Consider the following 25,291-nt stretch of genomic DNA (forward strand, 5'->3'; position numbering starts at 1 on the left):
TGGATGGCCCCGGCTTCGCCGGTGATCGCCGGCAAGCCAGCTCCCACAGGTACAGCGCAAGCCTTAAGCCCGCCGCAGGCCCTGTGGGAGCGGGCGTGCCCGCGAAGAAGGCGACTCAGTGGATGGCACCGGCTTCGCCGGTGTTCGCGGGCATGCCCGCTCCCACAGGGATCTTCACCTGGCATCAAGGCCTTGTGCCATACCTACAGAGTTGCGGAAGCCGCAGTACTTGCAGTCAGCGCGGCTCCATGTGGGCAATCATCAACTGCACACTTTCATTACCACGAAACTCGTTCACATCCAGCTTGTACGCCAACTCGACCCAACGCACCGTCGGGTTCGGCCACACTTCGCGGTCAATGCCAAAGGCAATGCCGTCCAACCGCACCGAGCCGCACTCGCTCTTGAGCACCACCTTCAGGTGCCGCTCGCCCACCACGCGCTGCTCCACCAGCTGGAACACGCCATGGAACAGCGGCTCGGGGAAGTGCTGCCCCCAGGGCCCGGCATGGCGCAGGGCCTTGGCCAGGTCGAGGTGGAACTCCTCCACCGCCAAGCTGCCGTCGGACAGCAACCGACCGGTCAGGTCCTCTTCGCGCAGCTGGCGTCGCACTTCTTCGTCGAACGCCTCGGCAAATGCCGGGAAATTGGCCTCGGGCAGCGACAACCCCGCCGCCATCGCGTGGCCGCCGAACTTGCTGATCAACTGCGGGTGGCGCGCCGCCACGGCATCCAGCGCATCGCGAATATGAAACCCCGGCACCGAACGCGCCGACCCTTTGAGCATGCCCTCGCCAGCGTCGGCGAAAGCGATGGTCGGCCGGTGGTAACGCTCCTTCAGGCGCGAAGCCAGAATACCGATCACCCCCTGGTGCCAGTCGGCATCGAACAGGCACAGGCCATATGGCATCGACTCGACAGGCAGGTCCTTGAGCTGGGCCAGGGCCTCGCGCTGCATGCCCTGTTCGATCGACTTGCGGTCCTGGTTCAGGTCGTCCAGCTGCTGGGCCATGTCCTGGGCCAGGGCCGCGTCTTCACACAGCAGGCATTCGATGCCGAGGCTCATGTCGTCCAGGCGCCCGGCAGCGTTCAGCCGCGGGCCCAGGATGAAGCCAAGGTCGGTCGAGGTGATACGCCGGTGATCGCGCCGGGCCACTTCAAGAATGGCCTTGAGCCCCGGCCGGGCGCGGCCGGCGCGAATGCGCTCGAGGCCCTGGTGCACCAGGATGCGGTTGTTGGCATCCAATGGCACCACGTCGGCGACGCTGCCCAGGGCAACCAGGTCGAGCAATTCGCCGATGTTCGGCTGCGGCTGCGTTTCGTAGCGCCCCAGGCTGCGCAGGCGCGCACGCAGGGCCATCAGCACGTAGAAGATCACCCCTACCCCGGCCAGCGCTTTGCTCGGGAAACTGCAGCCCGGCTGGTTGGGGTTGATGATGGCGTCGGCGTCGGGCAACTCCGCACCCGGCAGGTGGTGGTCGGTGACCAGCACCTTGAGCCCGGCGGCCTTGGCGGCTGCCACACCGTCGACGCTGGAAATGCCGTTGTCCACGGTGATCAGCAGCTGCGGCTGGCGTTGCAGCGCCACCTCGACGATTTCCGGGGTCAGGCCGTAACCGTATTCGAAGCGGTTGGGCACGAGGTAGTCGACGTGGGCCGCGCCCAGCAGGCGCAGGCCCAGCACGCCAACAGTACTGGCAGTGGCGCCGTCGGCATCGAAGTCGCCGACGATGAGGATGCGCTGGCGCTGGTCGATAGCCTCGACCAGTAGATCCACGCCGGCCTCGATGCCCTTGAGCTGCTGGTACGGCAGCAGGCGCGCGAGGCTTTTGTCCAGCTCGGCCTCGCTCTGCACGCCGCGTGCGGCGTACAGGCGGGTCAGCAAGGGTGGCAGGTTACCCAGGAATGGCAGGGTCGGCGGCAGCGGGCGAGGTTCGATACGCATGGAGTGCTTCAGCCGCGCTCACCAAGCAGCCACTCCAGCTGCACTTCGTGCTGGCCACGGTCGTCGGTGACGAACAAGGTGCCTTCGCTGATCATCACGTCCCACTTGATGTTGCGGGGCATGTCGGTGGCGAGGGTTTCCAGCACCTCCTGCGGCACGGCGGCAATGCTCAGGTTCTTCAGGCCCTTGACCGCGTCCACCACCTTGTTCTGCCATACGCGCAGGCTGCCGTAGGCCAGCAGGCTGGTACGCTCGGTGCGGCGCGAGGACCAGGTCAGTCGGTCGGCGTCCGGCTGGCCCACTTCGATCCAGTGCAGGATGCGATCGTCCAGGCTCTTTTCCCACAGCGCCGCTTCGTCCACATCGGACAGGCCACGGCCGAACGACAGGTTCTCGTTGTACCACAGGGCGTAGGCCAGCAGGCGTACGGCCATGCGTTCTTCGGTTTCCGAAGGGTGGCGGGCGATGGTCTGACGGACGTTTTCGTACACGCCGCGGTCGAGGTCGGTCAGGTTCAGTTCGAATTTGTAGGTGGTGGACGGCTGGGCCATGGTCGACGGGCTTCTTGCGCAGAGAAAAAGTGACACAGTCTAACCGATACTGCCCTTCGTTGCCCCGCAGCAGTATCTGCCGCTTCGGACCTATGATAAAACCACGCATCTGCCCAGCTGCCACGGATGCCCCATGACTACGCCCAGCAAACCCCTCGCCGGTCTCAAGGTTGTCGAACTCGGCACCCTTATCGCTGGCCCGTTCGCCTCGCGCATCTGTGCCGAATTCGGCGCCGAGGTGGTCAAGGTCGAATCGCCCGATGGCGGCGACCCGTTGCGCAAATGGCGCAAGCTGTACGAGGGCACCTCGCTGTGGTGGTTCGTGCAGGCCCGCAACAAGCAGTCGCTCACCCTCAACCTCAAGCACCCAGAGGGCCGCGAGATTCTCAAGCGCCTGCTGGCAGACGCCGACATCCTGATCGAGAACTTCCGCCCGGGCGTGCTGGAAAAACTCGGCCTGGGCTGGGACGTGCTGCACGCGCTCAACCCGCGCCTGGTAATGGTGCGCCTGTCGGGCTTCGGCCAGACCGGGCCGATGAAGGACCAGCCGGGCTTCGGCGCCGTGGGCGAGTCGATGGGCGGCCTGCGCTATATCACCGGCTTCGACGACCGCCCACCGGTGCGCACGGGCATTTCCATCGGTGACTCGATTGCTGCCCTGTGGGGGGTGATCGGCGCACTGATGGCGCTGCGACACCGTGAAGTCAACGGCGGCCAGGGCCAGGTGGTGGACGTGGCCCTGTACGAAGCGATCTTCGCCATGATGGAAAGCATGGTCCCGGAGTTCGATGTGTTCGGCTTTATCCGCGAACGCACCGGCAACATCATGCCGGGCATCACGCCCTCCTCCATTCACACCAGCGCCGACGGCAAGCATGTGCAGATCGGCGCCAACGGCGATGCGATCTTCAAGCGCTTCATGCAGGCCATTGGCCGCACCGACCTGGCCGACGACCCGACCCTGGCCACCAACGATGGCCGCGACCTGCGCCGTGACGAGCTGTACGGGGTAATCGACCGCTGGGCCAACAGCCTGCCGCTGGAGCAACTGATACAGGTGCTGAACACCGCCGAAGTGCCGGCCAGCCGCATCTATTCGGCCGAGGACATGTTCAACGACCCGCAGTACCTGGCACGCGAAATGTTCCTGCAGGCCAAGCTGCCGGACGGCAAGCCATTCCGCATGCCGGGCATCGTGCCCAAGCTGTCGGACACCCCCGGCTCCACCGAGTGGGTAGGCCCGGCGCTGGGCGAACACACCGAAGCGCTGCTCGGCAACCTGGGCTACGACGCGGCGGCCATCGCCAGCCTGCACGCAGCAGGCACGGTCTGACCCTGACGCGGCCCTGGTCCATGCGCGCTGCCCGTTGCCTACGTCACCTGGTCCTGCTGTGCGGGCTGCTGCCCGCATTGCTGTTGCAGCCTGCCAGCGCCAAGGAGCGCCTCTTCTGGCTGGTGCGCGACCTGCCGCCGTTCACCATTCTGGAAGGGCCGGAGAAAGGCCGAGGGGTTATCGACCAGCTGTTGCCCCTGCTGATCAGGCAGATGCCCGAGTACGACCACAGCATCGTGCGGGTCAACCGCGCCCGCGGCATCCAGATGCTGCAGGACCTGAATAGCTTCACCTGCGACCCGACCCTGCTGTGGACGCCGGAGCGCGCCGAATATGTGCGGTTTTCCGTGCCCTCCCTGGGCGTGCTCAGTGGTGGCCTGGTGCTGCGCAAGGACAGCGAGGCGCTGGTGGCGCCTTACCTCGACGGCCAGGAGGTAGACCTGCATGGCCTGCTGAGCAAGGCCCCGCTGAAGCTGGGGGTTGTCGCCGAGCGCAGCTATGGCACGCAGATCGACGCCATCCTGCGCCAGTTGCCCGACACCGCGTTCAGCCGCCACTACGGCAACGACGCCACCGCCAACCTGCTACAGATGCAACAGCTCGGGCGCCTGCGCATGGTGCTCGGTTACTGGCCCGAAGTGCGCTACCTGGTGGAGCAGCAAGGCGGGGCACTGGCTGACTACCGGTTTCATCCTGTGCAAGGGGTGAACCGCTACCAGTTTCTGCATGTAGGTTGTTCGAACAGCGAGCTGGGGCGTGAAGCGATTGCGCACATCGACCAACTGCTGCCTGCCTTGCGCCGGGATGTGTTGCCGGGGTTGTATGCACGCTGGCTGGACCCGGCGTTGCAGGAAGATTACCTGGAAGAGAGCAAGCGCTTCTTCGAAGGCCACTGATTGCCTGCACCGGCCCTATCGCCGGCAAGCCAGCTCCCACCTCGACCGCATCAACCTCAAGCCATGTGCAGTAACTGTGGGAGCTGGCTTGCCGGCGATAGGGGCCGGTGCAGGCAACTCAAAAAGAAACCCCGAGCGCTGGGGAAACACGCCCGGGGCCAAGCGAAAGCCCCTGCGGGCTTCCCGTGACAGCCTTGCCAGCGCCGGAGCAAAGCACTGGCCCGGCTGCCCCTACAGTATCTGATAAACCACTCAGGCAAAGGTTCCATGGGGTTGCTGGCGCTGCTGCAATGCCGCGATCACACAGGGCTGCAAACGCCCTTCGGCGATCTGCAGGTCGCGGTGCAAGCCATCCACCAGGTCGATCAACAGGCTTTGTTCCTGCAACTGGCGCTCGCTGACCGTGCGCCGCAGGGTGATGCCGGCGAGGCGGTCGTGAATGGTCAATTGGCGATTACCCTCGGCATCGGCGACGCCGAGGTGGGTCTGATAGGGGGTCAGGGCTTCGTTGAGCAGTCTGCAGATTCTTTCCATCCGGATCACTCGCTGCGTGGTGGGATATAGAGGAACTGACCAACAGACGCAGCGGAAAGTTCGTTACACCGCGGCTGCTTCAGTGAGCATGCGGGGCGGACGTGACAGTTTGAATACGCCGCCACGGGCGCGCCTGCAGTGCTTGCAGGGCACGCTGCAGACTTGGCATCGACAGCGGCCAGGGCAGTTCGGCTAGCACCCACAGACCCCGGTTTCTGGCCTCCTAGGCAAGGTTGCGGCGCTTGGGAGTAGCCTGGCCGACGAACAGCAAAGCGCGGCTTCGGTGCTGCTGTTCGAGCAAGGCAAGGCCGGCACGGGTTGGCATGGCGTGGTCGAGGATCAACAGATCGGGGCGGTGATCGGCGTTCAGGCAGGCGTCGAGGTCTGCGCTGGTTTCGCTGATGCGCACATGGAACATGCCTTGGGCGTTGAGGGCCTGGTGCAGGAGGATCTGATGGGATGGGCGAGCCTGGTGGATCAACACGTAGGGCTGGTACATGAGCCGCTCCTGATAAGAGGACCGGCTAATTTAGGCTTTGCGCTGGGCGGCCTGAATAGGATGTTTCTGATGGAGCAGTGGGAAGATTCGGACAATTAGGGCTGCTCCGCAGCCCATCACCGGCAAGCCAGCTCCCACAGGGATTGCACATGACCTTGGGCCTATGCGGTCGGGGTGGGAGCTGGCTTGCCGGCGATGGGCCGCAGTGCGGCCCCGATGTTTACAGCGGCTTGCCGCGGTTGCCATGCTGGCTGACAAAGCCCTGCACGGCCTTCAGGTCATTGGCCAGCACCGTGCAACGCTCTTCACGGCTGAACAGGTCGCTGAGGTGCGCCGGCAGCTCCAGCGCCTTGCCAACACCGGCCTTCTCCACCGCTTCCGGGAACTTGACCGGGTGCGCGGTACCCAGCACCACCATCGGCGTGTCCAGGCTGCGGCGGCACTCGCGGGCGGCCTTGACGCCGATTGCGGTGTGCGGGTCGAGCACTTCGCCGGTAGCGGCGAACACTTCGGCGATGGTTTCGCAGGTCTGCTCGTCACTCACTGCCAGCGAGTCGAACAGCTTGCGCGCTTCGGTCCAGCGGTCTTGCTCGACACTGAAGCCGCCACCTTGCTTGAAGTTGGCCATCAGTTCGGCAATGGCGCCGCCGTTGCGGCCGTGCAGGTCGAACAGCAGGCGCTCGAAGTTGGACGAGACCATGATGTCCATCGACGGCGACAAGGTCGCGTGCAGGGTTTCCTTGACGTACTGGTTGCCGCTCATGAAGCGGTGCAGGATGTCGTTGCGGTTGGTGGCGACGATCAGCTGGCTGACCGGCAGGCCCATGTTACGTGCCAGGTAGCCGGCAAAGATGTCGCCGAAGTTGCCGGTCGGCACCGAGAACGCCACGGAACGCGCCGGGCCACCCAGCTGCAGGGCAGCGTGGAAGTAGTAGACGATCTGGGCCATGATCCGCGCCCAGTTGATCGAGTTGACCGCAACCAGGCGGGTGCCCTTGAGGAACGACTGGTCGGCGAAGCTGGCCTTGACCATTTCCTGGCAGTCGTCGAAGTTGCCTTCGATGGCGATGTTGTGGATGTTGTCGCCGAAGATGGTGGTCATCTGCCGGCGCTGCACTTCCGACACGCGCTGGTGCGGGTGCAGGATGAAGATGTCGACGTTGTCGCAACGGCGGCAACCTTCGATGGCGGCGGAACCGGTGTCACCGCTGGTGGCGCCAATGATCACCACGCGCTCGTTGCGCTTGGCCAGCACGTGGTCCAGCAGGCGGCCGAGCAGTTGCAGGGCGAAGTCCTTGAACGCCAGGGTCGGGCCGTGGAACAGCTCCAGCACCCACTCGTTGCTGTTCAGCTGACGCAGCGGGGCAACCGCGGCGTGGGCGAACTCGCCGTAGGTTTCTTCGAGGATCTTCTTGAAGTCGGCGTCGGCGATGCTGCCTTCGACGAACGGGCGCATCACCCGGAAGGCAAGTTCGTGGTACGGCAGGCCGGCCCACGAGGCGATTTCTTCCTGGGTGAAGCGTGGCAGGTTTTCCGGGACGTACAGGCCGCCGTCGCTGGCCAGGCCAGCCAGCAGGACGTCTTCGAAATTGAGGGCCGGAGCCTGGCCGCGGGTACTGATATAGCGCATGGGTGCAAACCTTCGATGCTGGGGCCGGGGCCGCACTGGCGGCCCGCCGGCACTATTGTTAGTTGAGCTGCTCGACGCGAATGCGCACGACCTTGCCGACCACGTCCTGCAGGGCTTCCAGGGCGACGATGGCGTCGTTGATACGCTGCTCGACCACGCGATGGGTCAGCAGGATCATCGGCACCAGGCCGTCCTGTTCCTCGGCTTCCTTCTGCATGATCGACTCGATGTTGATGCCACGCTCCGAGAGGATGCTGGCCACCTGGGCCAGTACGCCCGGGTGATCCTTGGCCTGGATGCGCAGGTAGTAGGCGCTTTCACAGGCCTCGATCGGCAGGATCGGGTGGGCCGACAGCGAATCCGGCTGGAAGGCCAGGTGCGGCACGCGGTTTTCCGGGTCGGAGGTCATGGCACGGACCACATCGACCAGATCGCCGACCACCGACGAAGCGGTAGGCTCCATGCCGGCACCGGCACCGTAGTACAGGGTGGAACCGGCGGCGTCGCCATTGACCATGACGGCGTTCATCACACCGTTGACGTTGGCGATCAGGCGGTCGGCCGGGATCAGCGTCGGGTGTACGCGCAGCTCGATACCTTCGGCAGTGCGGCGAGCCACACCCAGGTGCTTGATGCGGTAGCCCAGGGCCTCGGCATAATTCACGTCAGCAGTGGTCAGCTGGGTGATGCCTTCGGTGTAGGCCTTGTCGAATTGCAGCGGGATGCCGAAAGCGATCGAAGCCAGGATGGTCAGCTTGTGCGCGGCATCGATGCCTTCAACGTCGAAAGTCGGGTCCGCTTCGGCGTAACCCAGCGCCTGGGCTTCGGCCAGCACGTCCGGGAAGGCGCGGCCCTTCTCACGCATTTCGGTGAGGATGAAGTTGCCGGTGCCGTTGATGATGCCGGCCAGCCAGTTAATGTGGTTGGCCGACAGGCCTTCGCGGATGGCCTTGATCACCGGGATGCCACCGGCCACGGCCGCTTCGAAGGCGACGATCACGCCCTTCTCGCGGGCCTTGGCGAAGATTTCGTTGCCGTGCACGGCAATCAGCGCCTTGTTGGCGGTGACCACGTGCTTGCCGTTTTCGATGGCCTTGAGCACCAGTTCGCGGGCCACGGTGTAGCCACCGATCAGCTCGATGACAATGTCGATCTCCGGGTTGCTCGCAACTTCGAACACATCAGCGGTAATGGGGGTACCGGTAATCTGGCAGTTCGGGTTCTGCGAGCGCATGGCAATCTGTGCCACTTCAATACCGCGCCCGGCACGGCGGGCGATCTCCTCGGCGTTGCGCTGAAGTACATTGAAGGTTCCGCCACCGACGGTCCCCAACCCACAGATGCCTACTTTGACCGGTTTCACTGTGAACTCCCCATTGAACGGCCGACACCTATGCCGACCGTGAAACATGCCGTCACCCCATGACGACGGCGTACTGAATTGGATTACTTGGCCAGCGCCAGCTTGGCGACCTGCGGTGCCGGCTGGTAGCCCGGAATGACCTGGCCGCTTTCAAGGACGATCGCCGGCGTGCCGTTGACGCCGATCGACTGGCCCAGCTGGAACTGCTTGCTGACCGGGTTGGCGCACTTGGCGGCCTTGATTTCCTCACCCTCGACCATCTTGTCCATCGCCGCACGGCGGTCGCTGGAACACCAGACGGCCTGCAACTGCTGGTCACCCGGCGAACCGAGACCCTGACGCGGGAAGGCGACATAGCGCACTTCGATACCGCGGCGGTTGAGCTCGGGCACCTCGGCGTGCAGCTTGTGGCAGTACGGGCAGGTGGTGTCGGTGAATACCGTGATGTGCGACTTGGTCTCGCCCTTGGCAGGATAAACCACCATCTCGGCGGCTGGAATGCCGTTGATGAGCTTGGCAATGCCCAGGCGCTCGGTCTTCTCGGTGAGGTTGACCGGCTTGCCGTCCTGGATCTGGAACAGGTAGCCCTGCATCACGAACTGGCCGTCGCCGCTGGCATACAGCACGCGGCCGCCCTGCAGCTTGACTTCATACAGGCCACTGACCGGGCTGCTGGCCACGCTTTCGACGGGCACTTCCAGCTCGAGGTTCTGCAACGACTTACGGATGGCCTGCTCGGCAGTGGCATTGCTGTCGGTTGCCGCAGCAACGGCAAAGGTACTGGCCAGCGCCAACGCGGCGGCGGCGAAAAACTGGGTCACGCGCATGGGAACTCCTGAAGGCGGACAGGGGCCGGAGGACGCCACCTGCGGAAAATACGCGGTGACCGTGCGGCCCTTGGTGCAAACCGCCCAAGCCTACCACATCACACCGCCGGTGAAGGGCCTTGCAAGGACCGGTCGGCGGAACATGAAAAACATTCATCCACGCGGGTGGTGCTGGGCGTGCAATTGCTGCAGGCGGGCCTTGGCGACATGGGTATAGATCTGCGTGGTCGACAGATCACTGTGGCCCAGCAGCATCTGCACCACGCGCAGGTCGGCGCCATGGTTGAGCAGATGAGTAGCGAAGGCATGACGCAGGGTGTGCGGCGACAGCGGTTTGTCGATGCCGGCGACCCGGGCATGGTGCTTGATGCGATGCCAGAAGGTCTGGCGGGTCATCTGCTCGCCACGCTGGCTGGGGAACAAGACATCGCTGGGGCGGCCATTGAGCAGTTCGGCGCGGCCATCGCGCAGGTAGCGTTGCAGCCACACCACCGCCTCTTCGCCCATGGGCACCAGGCGCTCCTTGCTGCCCTTGCCCATCACCCGCAGCACGCCCTGGCGCAGGTTGACCTGGTCGAGGGCCAGGCTGACCAGTTCGGTGACCCGCAGGCCGCAGGCGTAAAGCACTTCGAGCATGGCGCGGTCACGCTGGCCGATGGCTTCGCCCAGGTCCGGGGCCTGCAGCAAGGCTTCGACGTCGGCTTCAGACAACGACTTGGGCAGCGGCTTGCCCAGTTGCGGCATGTCCACTTGCAGGGTCGGGTCGATGGCCACCAGCTTTTCCCGCAGCAGGTAGCGGAAGAAGCCGCGCAGGCCGGACAGGAAGCGTGCGGTGGAGCGTGGCTTGTAGCCCTGGTCGAGGCGCCAGGCCAGGTGGTCGAGAATCAGGTCGCGGCCGGCGTCGGGCAAGCTGACGCCGTGTTCCTGCAGCCAGCCGTTGAACAGAGCCAGGTCGCTGCGGTAGGACATGCGGGTGTTGTCGGACAGGCCCTTTTCAAGCCACAGGGCGTCGAGGAACTGGTCGATCAGGGGGTGGTCTAGGGCGGGCATTCGGGGCTGCTGGGTGTTGGAGGTGCGGCTAGTGTTTCACAGCAGCTTGGGGGTTGTCTGTACCGGCCTCTTCGCGGGCACGCCCGCTCCCACAGGACCTTCACAGTGCAGTACCTGTAGGAGCGGGCGCGCCCGCGAAAAGGCCGGTACAGGAGAACTCAGGCCTGGGGCAAGACTGGCACCGGCCGCTTGTCCTCGTCGATGGCGACGAAGCTGAACACCCCATGAATCGCTCGCTCGCGCCCGTCCAGGTACATGTTCTCGACGAACACATCCACCTGCACCTGCAAGCTGGTATTACCCACCTTGATGACCGACCCCACCAACTCGACGATCGAGCCCGCCGGGATCGGGTGCTTGAAGTCGATGCGGTCAGTGGACACAGTCACCAGCGGCAGGCGGCAGAAGCGCGTGGCGGCGATGAACGACACTTCGTCCATCCAGGCCAGGGCGGTTCCGCCGAACAGGGTGTTGTGGTGGTTGGTGGTATTGGGGAACACCGCCTTGGTCACGCGGGTCACCGACAGCTCGGTGCGGCGCAGGATTTCCTGGTCTCGGGTAGTCATGGCAATCACATCTTCGGGGGGTCAAAACGCAAAAAAGCAGCCCGAAGGCTGCTTTTTTCTCGCTAGGCGGCCTTGGCCACCGGGCAAACTGCACTCAGGACAGTTTTTCCTTGATGCGAGCGGCTTTGCCGGACAGGTCGCGCAGGTAGTACAGCTTGGCTTTACGCACGTCACCACGACGTTTCACGGCCAGGCTGTCGATTTGCGGGCTGTAGGTCTGGAAGGTACGCTCTACACCAACGCCGCTGGAGATCTTGCGCACGGTGAAGGCGCTGTTCAGACCGCGGTTACGCTTGGCGATAACGACGCCTTCGAACGCCTGCAGACGGGAACGCTCACCTTCCTTCACTTTAACCTGAACGACAACGGTGTCGCCTGGTGCGAAGGTCGGGATTTCCTTGCTCATCTGCTCGGCTTCGAGCTGCTGGATGATCTTGTTGGTCATGCTGTGCTCCTAAGATGGATACGTGATCCACCATCGATACGTTTAACTATCGTCCCGCTCGCGGAGATATTCCTCGAGCAGCTTCTTCTCTTCTCCAGAAAGCGAGCGACTTTCCAGAAGATCGGCGCGTCGTTCGAAGGTCCTACCAAGGGACTGCTTCATTCTCCAACGCCGGATGTGTGCATGGTTGCCACTTAGCAACACGTCGGGAACACGCTGATCCGCATACACCTCAGGCCGGGTGTAGTGCGGGCAATCGAGCAGACCGTCGGTGAAGGAATCTTCTTCCGCCGAGTCCACATGCCCTAAAGCTCCGGGCAGCAGCCGTGTAACCGCATCGATCAGTACCATGGCCGGCAGCTCGCCACCGGAAAGCACATAGTCGCCAATCGACCACTCCTCATCGACATGAGCCTCGATAAAGCGCTCGTCGATGCCTTCATAACGACCGGCGATCAGGATCAACGATTCCTGTTCGGCCAGGCCTTTGACCGCCTGCTGAGTCAGCTTGCGGCCTTGTGGCGAAAGGTAGATCACCTTCGCCGCTGCTCCGGTCGCTTGCCTGGCACTAACCAGGGCGTCTTCCAGAGGCTTGATTTTCATCACCATGCCCGGACCACCGCCAAACGGCCGATCATCCACCGTGTGGTGACGATCTGTGGTGTAGTCCCGCGGGTTCCAGCAAGTCACCTGAAGCAACCCCTGTTTCACCGCGCGGCTGGTAATGCCGTACTCCGTGATGGCCGAGAACATCTCGGGGAACAACGTGATGACGTCTACGCGAAGGTTACCCATCGTTTAGAAGTCCGCGTCCCATTCAACCCGCATCACGCCTGCTTCCAGGTCGATGTCGAGCACGCATTGCGCCGTATAGGGCAACAGACGCTCGCGATCATCCAGGCTGCCTGCGCAGGGCTTGACCACCATTACATCGTTCGCACCGGTCTCCAACAGGTGATCGACCTTGCCGAACAGTTGTTCGTCCTGGTTGATGACCTTCAGGCCCACCAACTGGTACCAGTAGTACTCGTCAGCAGCCAGGTTGGGCAAAAGGCTCCGCGGAATGCAGATTTCGTAACCGCTCAGAAGACGGGCTTCATCACGATCATCGAGGCCTTTCAGTTTCACGACCAGGCCCTTCTGGGAGCCACGACCGTTGACCAGCTCGACCTGCTTTACCTTGCCTTCGTGCCGAAGCGTCCAGCGCGGATAATCCAACAGGTTTTCAATCGGATCGGTAAAGGAATACACCTTCACCTCGCCGCGAACGCCGTGAACCGAAAAAATCTTGCCAACGACGATGAGGTCGTCAGCCTTTTCTGGCGTCGCGTTCATACTACTCAGGCAGCAGCCTTGGCAGCGTCCTTCAGCAGCTGAGCAACGCGCTCAGACGGCTGTGCACCCTGGCTCAGCCAGTAGTTGACGCGCTCTTGGTTGACCGACAGCTTGACTTCGGCGCCAGCAGCGATCGGGTTGAAGAAACCTACGCGCTCAACGAAACGGCCGTCACGGGCGTTACGCGAGTTGGTCACGGTCAGGTGGTAGAATGGGCGCTTTTTCGAGCCGCCACGGGCCAGACGAATGGTTACCATGTGAACATCGTTCCTATAGTCGGTGCTGCAGTTGATACAGCAGCTGGTACTGCAAATCTGAATGCCAAATAGGCACACGGGTGCCCAAAAGGCCGCATATTCTCGGGGAATACACGGACATTTGCAAATGACTTTTTCGGCAAGGCCCTGCCCTGCCGTCCAGATCTGCCGGTTGAGCCGCGAAATCCGCGGCCATTGCCCCGCCACGGCGGGGGTTCTGGGCGCCTGCCGGACAAACGGCAGGCCCCCGGAATAGGGTTTACAGCTTCGGCATGCCGCCGCCTGGCAGCATCCCGCCAAGGCCGCGCATCATCTTGGCCATGCCGCCCTTGGCGGAGAATTTCTTCATCATCTTCTGCATTTGCTTGTGCTGCTTGATCAGGCGGCCGACGTCCTGCACCTGGGTGCCGGAGCCGATGGCGATACGGCGCTTGCGCGAGCCGCTGATCAGCTCCGGATCACGGCGCTCGGCCGGGGTCATGGAGTTGATGATCGCTTCCATCTGCTTGAACTGCTTCTCGGCGGCGCCCTGGGCGTTGCCCATCTGCGACAGGTTGACCCCGCCGATGCTCGGCAGCTTGTCCATCAGGCCACCGAGGCCGCCCATGTTCTTCATCTGCTGCAGCTGGTCGCGGAAGTCTTCGAGGTCGAAGCCCTTGCCCTTCTTCAGCTTCTTGGCCAGCTTGTCTGCCTTGGCCTTGTCGATGTTCTGCTCGGCCTGCTCGATCAGGCTGAGCACGTCACCCATGCCGAGGATGCGCGAGGCGACGCGGTCGGGGTGGAACGGTTCGAGGGCTTCGGTCTTCTCGCCCATACCGATGAACTTGATCGGCTTGCCGGTGATGGCACGCACCGACAGCGCGGCACCGCCACGGGCATCACCGTCGACCTTGGTCAGCACCACGCCGGTCAGCGGCAGCGCCTCGCCAAAGGCCTTGGCGGTGTTGGCGGCGTCCTGGCCGGTCATGGCGTCGACCACGAACAGGGTCTCGATCGGCTTGACCGCGGCATGCAGCGCCTTGATCTCGTCCATCATGTCGGCGTCGATGTGCAGACGGCCGGCGGTGTCGACGATGACCACGTCGATGAACTTCAGCTTGGCTTCGCGGATGGCCGCTTCGGCGATGGCCACCGGCTTCTGGCTGATGTCGGACGGGAAGAAGGTGACGCCGATGTCGTTGGCCAGGGTTTCCAGCTGCTTGATTGCTGCCGGGCGGTAGACGTCGGCGGACACCACCATCACGCTCTTTTTCTTGCGCTCCTTGAGGAAGCGCGCCAGCTTGCCGGCGGTGGTGGTCTTACCGGCGCCCTGCAGGCCGGCCATCAGCACCACGGCAGGCGGGGCGGCGTTCAGCGCGAGGTCTTCATTGGCCGCGCCCATCAGGCTTTCCAGCTCGGCCTGGACGATCTTCACGAACGCCTGGCCCGGGGTCAGGCTGCGCGACACTTCGGTGCCGACTGCACGGTCCTTGACGCTGTTGACGAAATCCTTGACCACCGGCAGGGCAACGTCGGCCTCGAGCAGGGCCATGCGCACTTCGCGCAGCGTGTCCTTGATGTTGTCTTCGGTCAGCTTGGCCTTGCCGGTGACATGGCGCAGCGTCTGTGACAGGCGGTCGGTCAGGTTTTCGAACATGGTGATCCTTTCAGGCCCAGTAAAAGCCGAGGTTTGTCAGGCGCCCAGGGGGGAATGCATACCCGCCGGGCACAGCAAGGCGGCGATTATAGCGAAGTGCGGCGGCGGCGCACACCTTGCTGGCGGCCTGGTAGATATTCGGTGGCTGTGCCGGCCTCTTCGCGGGCAAGCCCGCTCCCACAGGTACACCACCACCCTGAAGAGCGGCGCGATCCCTGTGGGAGCGGGCGTGCCCGCGAATGCCCCGACACAAGCGTGCAGTCTTCCTAGAGCGGCGCGATCTATGCCAAACTCCGTCTCTTTAAGGCTCGCCAACCAGGACTTATGTTCTCCTCACCCAGCCTCATCCCTAACCTGATCGCCGCCGGCCTATATATAGCTGCGGCAATCTACCAGGGCTCTTACCTTGCCCAGAACCGCAAGGCCGACAAGCGCCTGCTTGCCCTGCTGGGTGCCTTCGCGGTACTCGCCCAGGCCGGTGCGCTGTTCTTCCAGCTGATCACCCCGCTGGGCCTGAGCCTGGACTTCTTCAGTGCCGCCAGCCTGATCGCCGTGGCGGTCATCGCCCTGACTCTGCTGGCCTGCTTGCGCATACCCGTGGAAAACCTGCTGGTGCTGCTGTTCCCGCTGGGCGCAGTGACCGCGCTGCTGGCCCAGTTCGCGCCCCCCGGCACGGTGCCGCTGGTCAACGAAGAGCCGGGCATCCTCGCGCATATCCTGCTGTCGATCCTGGCCTACGGGCTGTTCACCATCGCGGTGTTCCAGGCACTGCTGTTGCTGCTGCAGGACCGCCAGCTGAAGAACAAGCACCCGTCCGGGCTGATCCGCAACTTCCCGCCGCTGCAAACCATGGAAAGCCTGCTGTTCGGCTTCCTCTGGGCCGGCTGGTGCCTGCTGTCGCTGTCGCTGATCTCCGGCTGGCTGTTCCTCGACAACCTGTTCGCCCAGCACCTGGCACACAAGACCCTGCTGGCCTGTGTCGCCTGGGTGGTGTTCAGCGTGCTGCTGTGGGGCCGCACCCGCCTGGGCTGGCGTGGCCACAAGGCCATCCGCTGGACGCTGGCCGGTTTCTGCCTGCTGATGCTGGCCTATTTCGGCAGCAAGCTGGTTCGCGAATTCATCCTGCATATCTGACGGCCGCCCATGGATACCCTGCCGTACGCACCGCTATTCGGCACCCTGGCACTGGCGCTGTTGTGGTCGGCGCTGTTCACCGCGGTGGATGCCGCCCGCCTGCAACTCAATGGCGCGCTGCGCACCGGCGAGGATGGCCAGCCCGTGCTGCCGGCCCAGGCCCTGGTGCTGTGCGCCAGCCTGGGCAAGCTGCTGGTGCTGGGCCTGGCCTGCCTGGTTGGCCAGCGCCATAGCGGCGAGCACGGCTTCTGGCTGGCCGGGTTGGCCGCCACCCTCGTCCTGCTGGTGTTTGCCGATTACCTGCCGCGGCGCCTGGCCCGGCGCAACCCGCAGGCGTTCGTCAGCCTCGGCACCAGCCTGCTGAAAGTCCCCCTAGCCCTGTTGCAACCGCTGGCCTACCTGCTGGATGGCATTGCCAAGCTGATCCTGCGTCCGTTCCGTGTACAACCCACGGCCGTTGCCCTGCACCCGCAGGAAGCCGACGAGTTCGACGAGGATGAGGAACACGAAGCACCGCGCCACGGCCTGCTCGACGGCCTGCAGTCACTGGACAAGATGACCGTCAACGACATCCTGGTACCGCGCAACGAAGTGGACGGCATCAGCCTCGACGAGCCGATCGAGCGCATCATCGAGCAACTGATCGTCAGCCGCCACACCCGCCTGCCGGTGTACCACAGCGACATCAACCAGGTTGAAGCAATCCTCAATACCAAGCTGATCAGCCACCTGCTGCCCAAGGCCGAGCTGACCTTGGAGATGCTGCTCGGCGCCTGCTACGAGCCCTATTTCGTGCCCGAGAGCACGCCCCTGCAAATGCAGCTGCTGAACTTCCACAAACAGCAGCGCCGCATGGGCGTGGTGGTGGACGAGTACGGCGAAGTGCTGGGCATCGTCACCCTGGAAGACATCCTCGAAGAAATCGTTGGCGAGTTCGAGGATGAACACAGCCTGGACAACCCTCACGTGCACCCGCAGCCCGATGGCACCTTCGTCATCGACGGCACCGCTTCGCTGCGCGAGATCAACCGCAGCCTGGGCTGGCACCTGCCCTGCGACGGCGGGCCGAAGACCCTCAACGGGCTGGTCACCGAAGCGCTGGAAAGCATCCCGGAAAGCGCCGTTTGCCTGAAGATCGGCCGCTATCGCCTGGAAATCCTCGAAACAGAGGACAATTGTGCCAGCAAGGTACTGGTGTGGACCGTGACCCGATAGCTATACTCGGGTCACGCTTACCCAGCCCCGCCGTCCCGCCTGCTACCCGCACCCGGCGCTCCACGGCCAGTCCGCTCCACTGACACGCCCTGCGGTCCTGCTTCAACACCCCGAACAGTGCCCGCCCCCGCCCCTATCCCCCTTGGGCTATCGTCAGTCGGGCGCACACAACAACAAAACGCTCCGGCGCCCGCGCCACCGTGCCTGCCCTTTTGCATTGCACGCCGCGGGGCTTATCCCAATGGAGCCGGACCAGACTGTCAGGGACCTATTCAATGACAACCAGCAGCACCTATGCCGAAGCGCCTGCCGCACCGGTCAACTCGCCCGCGCGGGTAGCCACCGCCAGCTTCATCGGCACCGCCATCGAGTTCTACGATTTCTACGTCTACGCCACTGCCGCCGCCCTGGTGATCGGCCCGGTGTTCTTCCCGTCCGGGTCAGGCACCGCGCAGATGCTGGCGGCCTTCCTCACCTTCGGTATCGCCTTCCTGGCGCGCCCGCTGGGCTCGGCACTGTTCGGCCACTTTGGCGACCGTATCGGCCGCAAGTCGACCCTGGTCGCCTCGCTGCTGCTGATGGGCGTGTCCACCACGGCCATCGGCGTGCTGCCGGGCTACGACAGCATTGGTGTATGGGCGCCGATCATTCTCTGCCTGCTGCGCTTTGGCCAAGGCCTGGGCCTGGGTGGCGAATGGGGTGGCGCGGCCTTGCTGGCCACCGAGAACGCGCCGGAAGGCAAGCGCGCCTGGTTCGGCATGTTCCCGCAGCTGGGCCCGTCGATCGGCTTTTTGGCTGCCAACGGCCTGTTCCTGACCCTGGCCCTGGTGCTCAGCGACGAGCAGTTCCGCGATTGGGGCTGGCGCATTCCGTTCCTGCTCAGCGCCGCGCTGGTACTGGTGGGCCTGTATGTGCGCCTGAAGCTTGAAGAAAGCCCGGTGTTCGCCAAGGCCGTCGCCCGCCACGAGCGAGTGAAAATGCCGGTGGTCGACCTGTTTTCCAAATACTGGCTGCCGACCCTGCTGGGCGCAGCGGCGATGGTGGTGTGCTACGCGCTGTTCTACATCTCCACGGTATTCTCGTTGAGCTATGGCGTGACCACGCTGGGCTACAGCCGCGAGACGTTCCTTGGCCTGCTGTGCTTCGCGGTAGTGTTCATGGCCCTGGCCACACCACTGTCGGCCTGGCTCAGCGACCGCTACGGGCGCAAACCGGTGCTGATCGTCGGCGGCCTGCTGGCAGTGGCCTCGGGCTTTACCATGGAGCCGCTGCTGACTTCGGGGTCGACCGCAGGCGTGGCGCTGTTCCTGGCCATCGAACTGTTCCTGATGGGCGTGACCTTTGCGCCGATGGGGGCACTGCTGCCTGAACTGTTCCCGACCCACGTGCGTTATACCGGCGCTTCGGCGGCGTATAACCTGGGCGGCATCGTCGGCGCATCGGCGGCACCGTTCTTTGCCCAGAAGCTGGTGAGCATGGGTGGGTTGAGCTGGGTGGGGGGTTATGTGTCGGTGGCGGCGGTGATCAGCTTGATTGCCGTGCTGTGCCTGAAAGAGACCCGCAATACGCAGCTGTAAGTAATTGGGGCCGCGTTGCGGCCCTTCGCGGGCACGCCCGCTCCCACAGGGGTAGCGCCGAAACCTGTGGGAGCGGGCGTGCCCGCGAAGGGCTGCAACGCAGCCCCAATCGGATCAGAACTCGACCTTGACCGCCTGCGAAGCACGGGTCGCCTTGGCACGCGCCGCTTCGACCGACTCGTCACGCGCCAGGCACACGCCCATGCGGCGGGTACCGTTGATTTCCGGCTTGCCGAACAGGCGAATGGCGGTATCCGGCTCGCTCAGCGCCGCGCCCAGGTTGGCAAAGCTGGTCTGCTGCGACTGCCCCTCGGGCAAGATCACCGCCGAAGCCGAAGGGCCGAACTGGCGCACTACCGGAATCGGCAGGCCAAGAATGGCCCGGGCATGCAGGGCAAACTGCGACAGGTCCTGGGAAATCAGGGTCACCAGGCCGGTGTCATGCGGGCGTGGCGAGACTTCGCTGAACCACACCTGGTCGCCCTTCACGAACAGTTCCACGCCAAACAGGCCACGACCGCCCAGGGCATCGGTGACTGCCTTGGCCACCCGCTGCGACTCGGCCAGCGCCTTCGGGCTCATGGCCTGCGGCTGCCACGATTCCTGGTAGTCGCCCTTCTCCTGGCGGTGGCCGACTGGCTCGAGGAAGGTGGTGCCGCCAACGTGGCGCACGGTCAGCAGGGTGATTTCGTATTCGAAGTCGATGAAGCCCTCGACGATGACCCGGCCTTTGCCGGCGCGGCCGCCTTCCTGGGCGTAGTCCCACGACTTCTGCAGGTCGGCATCGCTGCGCAGCAGGCTCTGGCCCTTGCCCGACGAGCTCATCACCGGTTTGACCACGCATGGGTAGCCAACATCGGCCACGGCCTTGGCGTAGTCTTCGTAGGTGTCGGCGAAATGGTACGGCGAGGTTGGCAGGTCCAGTTCTTCGGCGGCCAGGCGGCGGATGCCTTCACGGTTCATGGTGAGCTGGGTGGCGCGGGCGGTCGGCACCACGTTGAAGCCTTCGTTTTCCAGCTCGACCAAGGTGGCGGTGGCGATGGCTTCGATTTCAGGGACGATGTAGTGCGGCTTCTCGGCCTCGATCACCGCGCGCAGGGCCACGCCATCGAGCATGTTGACCACGTGGCTGCGGTGCGCCACCTGCATTGCCGGGGCATTGGCGTAGCGATCGACGGCGATCACTTCGACGCCCAGGCGCTGCAGCTCGATCACCACTTCCTTGCCCAGCTCGCCACAGCCGCAGAGCAGTACACGGGTCGCGGTGGGCGACAAGGGGGTTCCGATACGGGTCATTTCAGGTCCTCGAAGGCGTCCGGGGCCGCACCAGGCTTGGCGCCGCCCGCTGAAAAAGGACCGCTATTCTACACCATCAACCCGCCACGGCGGCCCGCCGGGCGCGAAATGCCATGGCCAGCCACACGGCGGTGACACCGGCGAATTTCGAGGCCATGGCGGTGCCAATCACGGCTGGGGTCAGGGCGCCGATCATGCCGAAGAAGATGAAGGTGTCCACCGGGATGCTCAGCGCCGAACTCAGCCACAAGCGGTCGCGCAGCGGCCGGCGGGTGATGCTGAACACCAGCCAGTCGATCAGTTCGGAAATGAAGAACGCGGTGGCGCTGGCCAGGGCGATGGCCGGCTCCGAAGTGACATAGGACAGCACCAGTGCTGCCAGCATGGCGACCAGGGCGCCATGGCCGAAGCGGGTCTGCACCATGTCGCGCAGGATGAACACCAGGCCGCCCCACGCGGACCAGATGATGTCCAGGTGTGGCGCGCTGGAGAAGGCGTAGTTGATCAGCACTACGCTGCTGATGTAGGCAATCAGATAGAACATGGCGGGTAGTCTGTGGGCAAGCCGCACAGATTACCGCTGGCTGGTTCGCGGGTAAACCCGCTCTCAAAGGTACAGCATCAGGTTCGAGGGCTGCGCAGTCCCTGTGGGAGCGGGCATGCCCGCGAACACCGGCAAAGCCGGTGCCATGCACCGCGGTGTCTGTTTCGCGGGCACGCCCGCTCCCACAGGGTTCGTGTCGGTCCTAAAGAATGAGCCCCGCAGCCACTGCCCTTTCATGGCAACGCTTGAGCACCGCCCGGCGCTCGTCGTTGTCCATCCGCCCCCAGCGGCCGATCTCGGCCACGGTTCGCTGGCAACCTGTGCAGATATCCTGCTCGTCCAGCGCACAGATACTCACGCACGGCGAGGCCACCGGCCGCTCCACCACATCACTCATCGTCAACCACCAACTCCCGTGCATAACGCTGGGCATTGTGCACGTAATGCGCGGCACTGGCTTCGAGCATGCGCTTCTGCTGTTCGGTCAGCTCGCGCACCACCTTGCCCGGCGAGCCCATCACCAGCGAACCGTCAGGGATCTCCTTGCCCTCTGCAATCAGCGCATTGGCGCCGATGATGCAATGCTTGCCGATGCGCGCTCCATTGAGGATCACTGCATTGATACCTACCAGGCTGTAGTCGCCCACCGTGCAACCATGCAGCATGGCGTTGTGGCCAACGGTCACGCCCTTGCCCAAGGTCAGCGGCGAGCCCATGTCGGTGTGCATCACCGTGCCATCCTGCACATTGCTGCCCTCGCCAATGTCGATCAGCTCGTTGTCCCCGCGCAGCACCGCGCCAAACCACACGCTGGCATCGGCCTGCAGGCGCACCTTGCCGATCAGCGTGGCGTTGGGTGCGGCCCAACTGGTGGGGTGGCTCTCGACCCGCAGGTCGCCCAGGCGGTATTTCATGCTTGCTCCTCAGGCTGCAACGCAGACGACGGGGTTGGCCCCGCTCAGTTTTCGATGTAACGCTCAGGGGGCTGGTGCAGGCTGATGCCGGCATCGAACAGCAGGTTGACCAGTTCGACGATCATGATCGCCGACAACCCCCAGATCTTGTATTCGCCATAGCGATAGCTGGGCACATACCAGCTGCGCCCCTGGTAATCGATACGGTGGGTATGGTCGCGCGGGTCCTGGCGGAAAAATTCCAGCGGCACGGTGAATACTGCCGCGATCTCGGCATCATTGGCACGGTATTCGACAAAATCGGGGATGAGCCCGACGAATGGCGTCACTTTCAGGCCGTGCAGCGAAATCAGCGGGCTGAGCGGGCCGATCACTTCCACAAGGCCTGGTGGCAGGCCGATTTCTTCTTCCGCTTCACGCAGCGCGGTGAACACCAGGTCCGGGTCTTCCGGGTCGCGGCGGCCACCGGGAAAGGCCACTTCGCCGCCGTGGGTAGACAGGCCCTTGGCGCGCAGGGTCAGGACCAGTTCGGGCGCTTCGCTGCGGGTAATGGGCAAGAGGACCGCCGCTTCGGGGAACCGCCGGTCGGTTTCCAGTGATGCGGGTTGGTGGTTGCTCATTCGGCGAAGTAGCTCGTCCAGCATTGCGCACGCTCGTATCCAAGGCCTGCCTTGCATGATGCACCAAAGGCGCGAAGCACCCAAGCCCCGTGCGCTTGCGGCAGCACGGCCGGCGCGCCAAGATAGCCCAGAGCAAAAGGAACGACACATGAAATTCTGCAGCGCGTGCGGCCAACCGGTCACTCAGCGGATCCCCGAGGGCGACAGCCGCCTGCGGTATGTCTGCGAGTCTTGCCAGACCATCCACTACCAGAACCCCAACATCGTAGCCGGCGTGTTACCGACCTGGGGCAGCCAGGTGCTGCTGTGCCGGCGCGCCATCGAGCCACGCCGCGGTTTCTGGACCTTGCCTGCCGGTTTCATGGAAAACGGCGAAACCCTGGACCAGGCCGCCCGTCGCGAAACCGTCGAGGAGGCCTGCGCCCGGGTCGGCAGCATGAACCTGTACCAGCTGTTCGACTTGCCACACATCAACCAGGTGCACGTGTTCTTCCGCGCCGAACTGGCGGACCTTGATTTCGCGGTCGGTGTCGAAAGCCTGGAGGTGCGGCTGTTCGAGGAACATGAGATACCGTGGGGCGAGCTGGCTTTCCGCACCGTCACTCGCACACTAGAATGCTACTATCGCGATCGCATCGGGCAGCACTACCCCATAGGCCATGAATACCTGCCGCCGATGAACGTCTCGCCCATTACCTAGAAGCCTTCAGGGATACCGTTACATGCGCTGGTTGCTTGCCCTTTTCTGCCTTTGCGTTACCTCGGTGTCCCAGGCGGCCTTCACCGAGACCATCATCCGCAAGCCCCAGCCGGCAGCGCAAACCCCATCGCCTTCGCAGCAGGCCATGCAACCGCTGATCGACAAGGTACTGGTGATCAAGTCCGAGCGCCGCCTGCAGCTGATCAGCCGTGGCGAACCGCTGAAAACCTACCGTATCTCGCTGGGCAAGCAGCCAAAAGGCGCCAAGGAGCGCGAAGGCGACAAGAAAACCCCCGAGGGCCTGTACTGGCTGGACTGGCGCAAGCAGAGCGACCGCTTCAACCTGGCCATGCACATCAATTACCCGAACATCACCGATGCCGCCCGTGCCACCCGCGAAGGGGTGAGCGCCGGCAGCATGATCATGATCCATGGCACGCCGATCAACGACGAGTATCCGGAGTGGTACTTCCACACCCTGGACTGGACGGACGGCTGTATTGCCATGCGTAACCGCGACATGCAGGAAGTGTGGGACCTGGTGCGGGATGGCACGTTGATCGAAATTCGGCCCTGATAGCGGGCCTTTCAACTGATGCTGTAGGAAGCTTCCCACCTCCAGGCAAGAACGCGCCTTACAAGCGCTTAGGCCGGGTACTGCATCCAGGCGAACCCCTTAGTTTTTAGCATCCACGCAGACGAGTACGAAATCCGTACATCATTTGCGGGGTGCTTCAATGCCGTTCCACATTCACCGCGCCACCTGCTGGGCGCTCACCTGCTGCCTGTCCGGTTTGCTGGCCGCGCCCCAGGCGCTGGCCGACGACCCCGCCAGCCAGCAACTGCGCGATCAGCAGCGCGGGCTGCAACAGCTGGAACAGCAACAGCGGCTGGAACGCTGGCAGCGCCAGCCCGCCCCGGCTGAAAGCCACGACACCACCGCCCCCCTCCCGCACGACCAGCGCTGCTGGGCCATCACCGGCGTACGCGTGGCCGGCAACCGCAAGCTTTCCGACTCGGCGCTAACGCCAACCCTTCGCAGGTTCATTACCCCGTGCATGGGCATTGCGGAAATCAACGGGCTGCTGAAAGCCATCACCCAGCGCTATGTACAAGCCGGATACCCCACCAGCCGGCCTTACCTGCAGCAACCGCCACAAGACGGCGCACCGCTGAACCTGGTCATCGTCGAGGGGTTCGTCGAGTCCATCGAAATGGCCGGCCCCGAATTGCCCCTGTCCCTCCCCGGCGCCTTTCCCGGCCTGCTCGGGCAGCCACTGTACCTGCCAGCCCTGGAGCAAGGCCTCGACCAGCTCAATCGCCTGCGCGCTTATGACCTGTCCGCAGAATTGCTGCCCGGCGAACTGCAGGGCGGCACCCGGGTTGTCGTGCAGCCGCGCAAGGTGGCCTCGCGCGGGCACCTGGACAGCCGCTTCGACAACCGCGGCAGCGACCTGACCGGGCGTCATCGCCTGAACCTCGGCTTCGGCCTGGACAGCCCACTGGGCCTCAATGATGACCTGCGCCTGTCGCTGAACGGCACGGTGCTCGATGCGTCCGGGCAAAGCCAAGGCATCTCGCTGTACTACAGCATCCCCTACGGTGCCTGGACCTTTGCGCTCAGCGCCAGCGAACTGCGTTACGAGGCGCCGCTCCCACACAGCCGCCAGGTAACCGACGGCAGCAGCAGCTACCAGGGCGTGAGCGTCGAGCGGGTACTGTGGCGCAACCAGCAAGGCATGCTCAGCGCCAGCGCCCGGCTGGACCGCAAGCAAATGGTCAACCGCAGCGCTGGCGCGGTGATCGTCCAGCAGAGCCCCACCCTGGTCTCCGTGGAGGCGGGTATCAACCTGCTTTGGCTCCAGGGAGGCCTGTGGAATGGCTACCTCGGTGTCGCCCAGGGTATCGACGCCTTCGGCGCTGACCGCTCACCGCTGGGAGCGGAACGCCTGCGCCCGGATTTTCGCAAGTACCGCTCCAACCTGCTGCATCTGCGCCAGGGCCCGGCCAGCCACCCATGGCGCTGGCAGAGCGAGCTGGCTCTGCAATTCAGCAGTGACCCACTACCCGCCGTCGAGCAGTTGCTGGTCAGCGACGATTCGGCCGTGCGCGGGTTTCGCCTGCGTACCTACTCCGGTGCCAGCAGCGCCGCCTGGCGCAACACCGTCAGTCAGCCGCTGCCGGAGGGCTGGACCGCTCCCCTGCAAGTACGCCCCTACATCGGCCTGGACCTCGGCTGGACCCGCACTGCCGAAGGCAAGCCTTCACAACGCCTTGCCGGGGCCACCGCCGGTGCCGAACTGAGCCTGCCCGGCAGCCTCCTGCGCCTGGGCTACCAACGCGCGCTGTACGCCAGCGACCTGCCCCGTCCGCTGCTGGAACCCGGCTTCTGGGTAGTGGAACTGGCCCTGAACATCTGATTCA

The 25,291-nt window shown here is 64.1% G+C and carries 26 protein-coding genes and 1 pseudogene; 8 read left to right on the forward strand and 19 right to left on the reverse strand.

The window, feature by feature from the left end:
- Positions 1-235: 235 nt before the first annotated feature.
- Together recJ and B2790_RS23940 are read right to left on the reverse strand one after the other, a co-directional pair.
- Complete coding sequence (gene recJ / locus B2790_RS23935) at positions 236-1,945, reverse strand: single-stranded-DNA-specific exonuclease RecJ (protein WP_085601932.1); 1,710 nt, start codon at positions 1,943-1,945, stop codon at positions 236-238.
- An 8-nt stretch (positions 1,946-1,953) separates the two neighbouring features.
- Complete coding sequence (locus B2790_RS23940; RefSeq protein ID WP_286919932.1) at positions 1,954-2,496, reverse strand: YaeQ family protein; 543 nt, start codon at positions 2,494-2,496, stop codon at positions 1,954-1,956.
- 133 nt (positions 2,497-2,629) lie between these two features.
- Between B2790_RS23940 and B2790_RS23945 the strand changes: the two genes are divergently transcribed.
- Together B2790_RS23945 and B2790_RS23950 are read left to right on the forward strand one after the other, a co-directional pair.
- On the forward strand, positions 2,630-3,829 hold the full coding sequence (locus B2790_RS23945) for a CaiB/BaiF CoA transferase family protein (RefSeq protein ID WP_286919933.1): 1,200 nt from the start codon (positions 2,630-2,632) through the stop codon (positions 3,827-3,829).
- Between the two features lie 20 nt (positions 3,830-3,849).
- Entirely contained in the window at positions 3,850-4,725 is an 876-nt protein-coding gene (locus B2790_RS23950; RefSeq protein WP_286919934.1) for a TIGR02285 family protein, read from the forward strand.
- Between the two features lie 252 nt (positions 4,726-4,977).
- Here the strand turns inward: B2790_RS23950 and B2790_RS23955 are convergent, their stop codons facing one another.
- From B2790_RS23955 to ffh, 12 genes and pseudogenes are all read right to left on the reverse strand, one after another.
- On the reverse strand, positions 4,978-5,259 hold the full coding sequence (locus B2790_RS23955) for a DUF3509 domain-containing protein (RefSeq protein WP_286919935.1): 282 nt from the start codon (positions 5,257-5,259) through the stop codon (positions 4,978-4,980).
- Positions 5,260-5,338: 79 nt separating this feature from the next.
- Positions 5,339-5,758, reverse strand: a pseudogene (locus B2790_RS23960) (histidine kinase).
- Between the two features lie 220 nt (positions 5,759-5,978).
- The gene (gene thrC, locus B2790_RS23965) at positions 5,979-7,388 is read right to left on the reverse strand and encodes a threonine synthase (RefSeq protein WP_010952565.1); all 1,410 of its coding nucleotides are present in this window, start codon (positions 7,386-7,388) and stop codon (positions 5,979-5,981) included.
- 58 nt (positions 7,389-7,446) lie between these two features.
- Positions 7,447-8,751, reverse strand: a complete 1,305-nt coding sequence (locus tag B2790_RS23970; protein WP_046616085.1) for a homoserine dehydrogenase — start codon at positions 8,749-8,751, stop codon at positions 7,447-7,449.
- Positions 8,752-8,834: 83 nt separating this feature from the next.
- The gene (locus tag B2790_RS23975; protein ID WP_025337916.1) at positions 8,835-9,578 is read right to left on the reverse strand and encodes a thioredoxin fold domain-containing protein; all 744 of its coding nucleotides are present in this window, start codon (positions 9,576-9,578) and stop codon (positions 8,835-8,837) included.
- A gap of 153 nt (positions 9,579-9,731) precedes the next feature.
- Complete coding sequence (gene xerD, locus B2790_RS23980) at positions 9,732-10,628, reverse strand: site-specific tyrosine recombinase XerD (RefSeq protein WP_046616083.1); 897 nt, start codon at positions 10,626-10,628, stop codon at positions 9,732-9,734.
- Between the two features lie 158 nt (positions 10,629-10,786).
- On the reverse strand, positions 10,787-11,194 hold the full coding sequence (locus B2790_RS23985) for an acyl-CoA thioesterase (protein WP_025337914.1): 408 nt from the start codon (positions 11,192-11,194) through the stop codon (positions 10,787-10,789).
- A 94-nt stretch (positions 11,195-11,288) separates the two neighbouring features.
- On the reverse strand, positions 11,289-11,639 hold the full coding sequence (gene rplS, locus B2790_RS23990; protein WP_003252148.1) for a 50S ribosomal protein L19: 351 nt from the start codon (positions 11,637-11,639) through the stop codon (positions 11,289-11,291).
- A gap of 42 nt (positions 11,640-11,681) precedes the next feature.
- Positions 11,682-12,434 (reverse strand): tRNA (guanosine(37)-N1)-methyltransferase TrmD, encoded by a 753-nt coding sequence (gene trmD, locus B2790_RS23995; protein WP_003252146.1) that lies wholly within the window; start codon positions 12,432-12,434, stop codon positions 11,682-11,684.
- A gap of 3 nt (positions 12,435-12,437) precedes the next feature.
- Positions 12,438-12,974 carry a ribosome maturation factor RimM gene (rimM, locus tag B2790_RS24000; protein WP_025337913.1) on the reverse strand — a complete coding sequence of 179 codons (537 nt, stop codon included), beginning with the start codon at positions 12,972-12,974 and terminating at the stop codon, positions 12,438-12,440.
- Positions 12,975-12,979: 5 nt separating this feature from the next.
- The gene (gene rpsP / locus B2790_RS24005) at positions 12,980-13,231 is read right to left on the reverse strand and encodes a 30S ribosomal protein S16 (protein WP_003259424.1); all 252 of its coding nucleotides are present in this window, start codon (positions 13,229-13,231) and stop codon (positions 12,980-12,982) included.
- A gap of 259 nt (positions 13,232-13,490) precedes the next feature.
- On the reverse strand, positions 13,491-14,867 hold the full coding sequence (gene ffh, locus B2790_RS24010; protein WP_013971189.1) for a signal recognition particle protein: 1,377 nt from the start codon (positions 14,865-14,867) through the stop codon (positions 13,491-13,493).
- Positions 14,868-15,191: 324 nt separating this feature from the next.
- Here ffh and B2790_RS24015 point away from each other — a divergent pair, with 324 nt between their 5' ends.
- From B2790_RS24015 to B2790_RS24025, 3 genes are all read left to right on the forward strand, one after another.
- The gene (locus tag B2790_RS24015) at positions 15,192-16,001 is read left to right on the forward strand and encodes a cytochrome C assembly family protein (RefSeq protein WP_025337912.1); all 810 of its coding nucleotides are present in this window, start codon (positions 15,192-15,194) and stop codon (positions 15,999-16,001) included.
- Positions 16,002-16,010: 9 nt separating this feature from the next.
- On the forward strand, positions 16,011-17,216 hold the full coding sequence (locus tag B2790_RS24020) for a transporter associated domain-containing protein (RefSeq protein ID WP_075043942.1): 1,206 nt from the start codon (positions 16,011-16,013) through the stop codon (positions 17,214-17,216).
- A gap of 275 nt (positions 17,217-17,491) precedes the next feature.
- Positions 17,492-18,793, forward strand: a complete 1,302-nt coding sequence (locus tag B2790_RS24025) for an MFS transporter (protein ID WP_286919936.1) — start codon at positions 17,492-17,494, stop codon at positions 18,791-18,793.
- A gap of 114 nt (positions 18,794-18,907) precedes the next feature.
- Here the strand turns inward: B2790_RS24025 and purT are convergent, their stop codons facing one another.
- From purT to B2790_RS24050, 5 genes are all read right to left on the reverse strand, one after another.
- Complete coding sequence (purT, locus tag B2790_RS24030) at positions 18,908-20,089, reverse strand: formate-dependent phosphoribosylglycinamide formyltransferase (RefSeq protein ID WP_025337909.1); 1,182 nt, start codon at positions 20,087-20,089, stop codon at positions 18,908-18,910.
- Positions 20,090-20,165: 76 nt separating this feature from the next.
- Positions 20,166-20,633, reverse strand: a complete 468-nt coding sequence (locus B2790_RS24035; RefSeq protein WP_003252131.1) for a VUT family protein — start codon at positions 20,631-20,633, stop codon at positions 20,166-20,168.
- Between the two features lie 202 nt (positions 20,634-20,835).
- Complete coding sequence (locus tag B2790_RS24040) at positions 20,836-21,021, reverse strand: DUF1289 domain-containing protein (protein WP_286919999.1); 186 nt, start codon at positions 21,019-21,021, stop codon at positions 20,836-20,838.
- Position 21,022: 1 nt separating this feature from the next.
- A complete protein-coding gene (locus B2790_RS24045) occupies positions 21,023-21,547 on the reverse strand; it encodes a gamma carbonic anhydrase family protein (RefSeq protein WP_015269134.1) in 525 nt (174 codons plus the stop codon).
- Between the two features lie 44 nt (positions 21,548-21,591).
- Positions 21,592-22,191, reverse strand: a complete 600-nt coding sequence (locus B2790_RS24050; RefSeq protein WP_003252125.1) for a CoA pyrophosphatase — start codon at positions 22,189-22,191, stop codon at positions 21,592-21,594.
- A gap of 124 nt (positions 22,192-22,315) precedes the next feature.
- Between B2790_RS24050 and B2790_RS24055 the strand changes: the two genes are divergently transcribed.
- From B2790_RS24055 to B2790_RS24065, 3 genes are all read left to right on the forward strand, one after another.
- Complete coding sequence (locus B2790_RS24055; protein WP_085587598.1) at positions 22,316-22,867, forward strand: NUDIX hydrolase; 552 nt, start codon at positions 22,316-22,318, stop codon at positions 22,865-22,867.
- Positions 22,868-22,889: 22 nt separating this feature from the next.
- Positions 22,890-23,444: a L,D-transpeptidase family protein gene (locus tag B2790_RS24060; RefSeq protein WP_025337906.1), complete on the forward strand. Its 555-nt coding sequence runs from the start codon at positions 22,890-22,892 to the stop codon at positions 23,442-23,444.
- Positions 23,445-23,604: 160 nt separating this feature from the next.
- The gene (locus B2790_RS24065; RefSeq protein ID WP_286919937.1) at positions 23,605-25,287 is read left to right on the forward strand and encodes a ShlB/FhaC/HecB family hemolysin secretion/activation protein; all 1,683 of its coding nucleotides are present in this window, start codon (positions 23,605-23,607) and stop codon (positions 25,285-25,287) included.
- The last annotated feature ends 4 nt before the right edge of the window (positions 25,288-25,291 follow it).

This window comes from Pseudomonas sp. UBA6753 (assembly GCF_002453565.1).
Taxonomy (GTDB): domain Bacteria; phylum Pseudomonadota; class Gammaproteobacteria; order Pseudomonadales; family Pseudomonadaceae; genus Aquipseudomonas; species Aquipseudomonas putida_Z.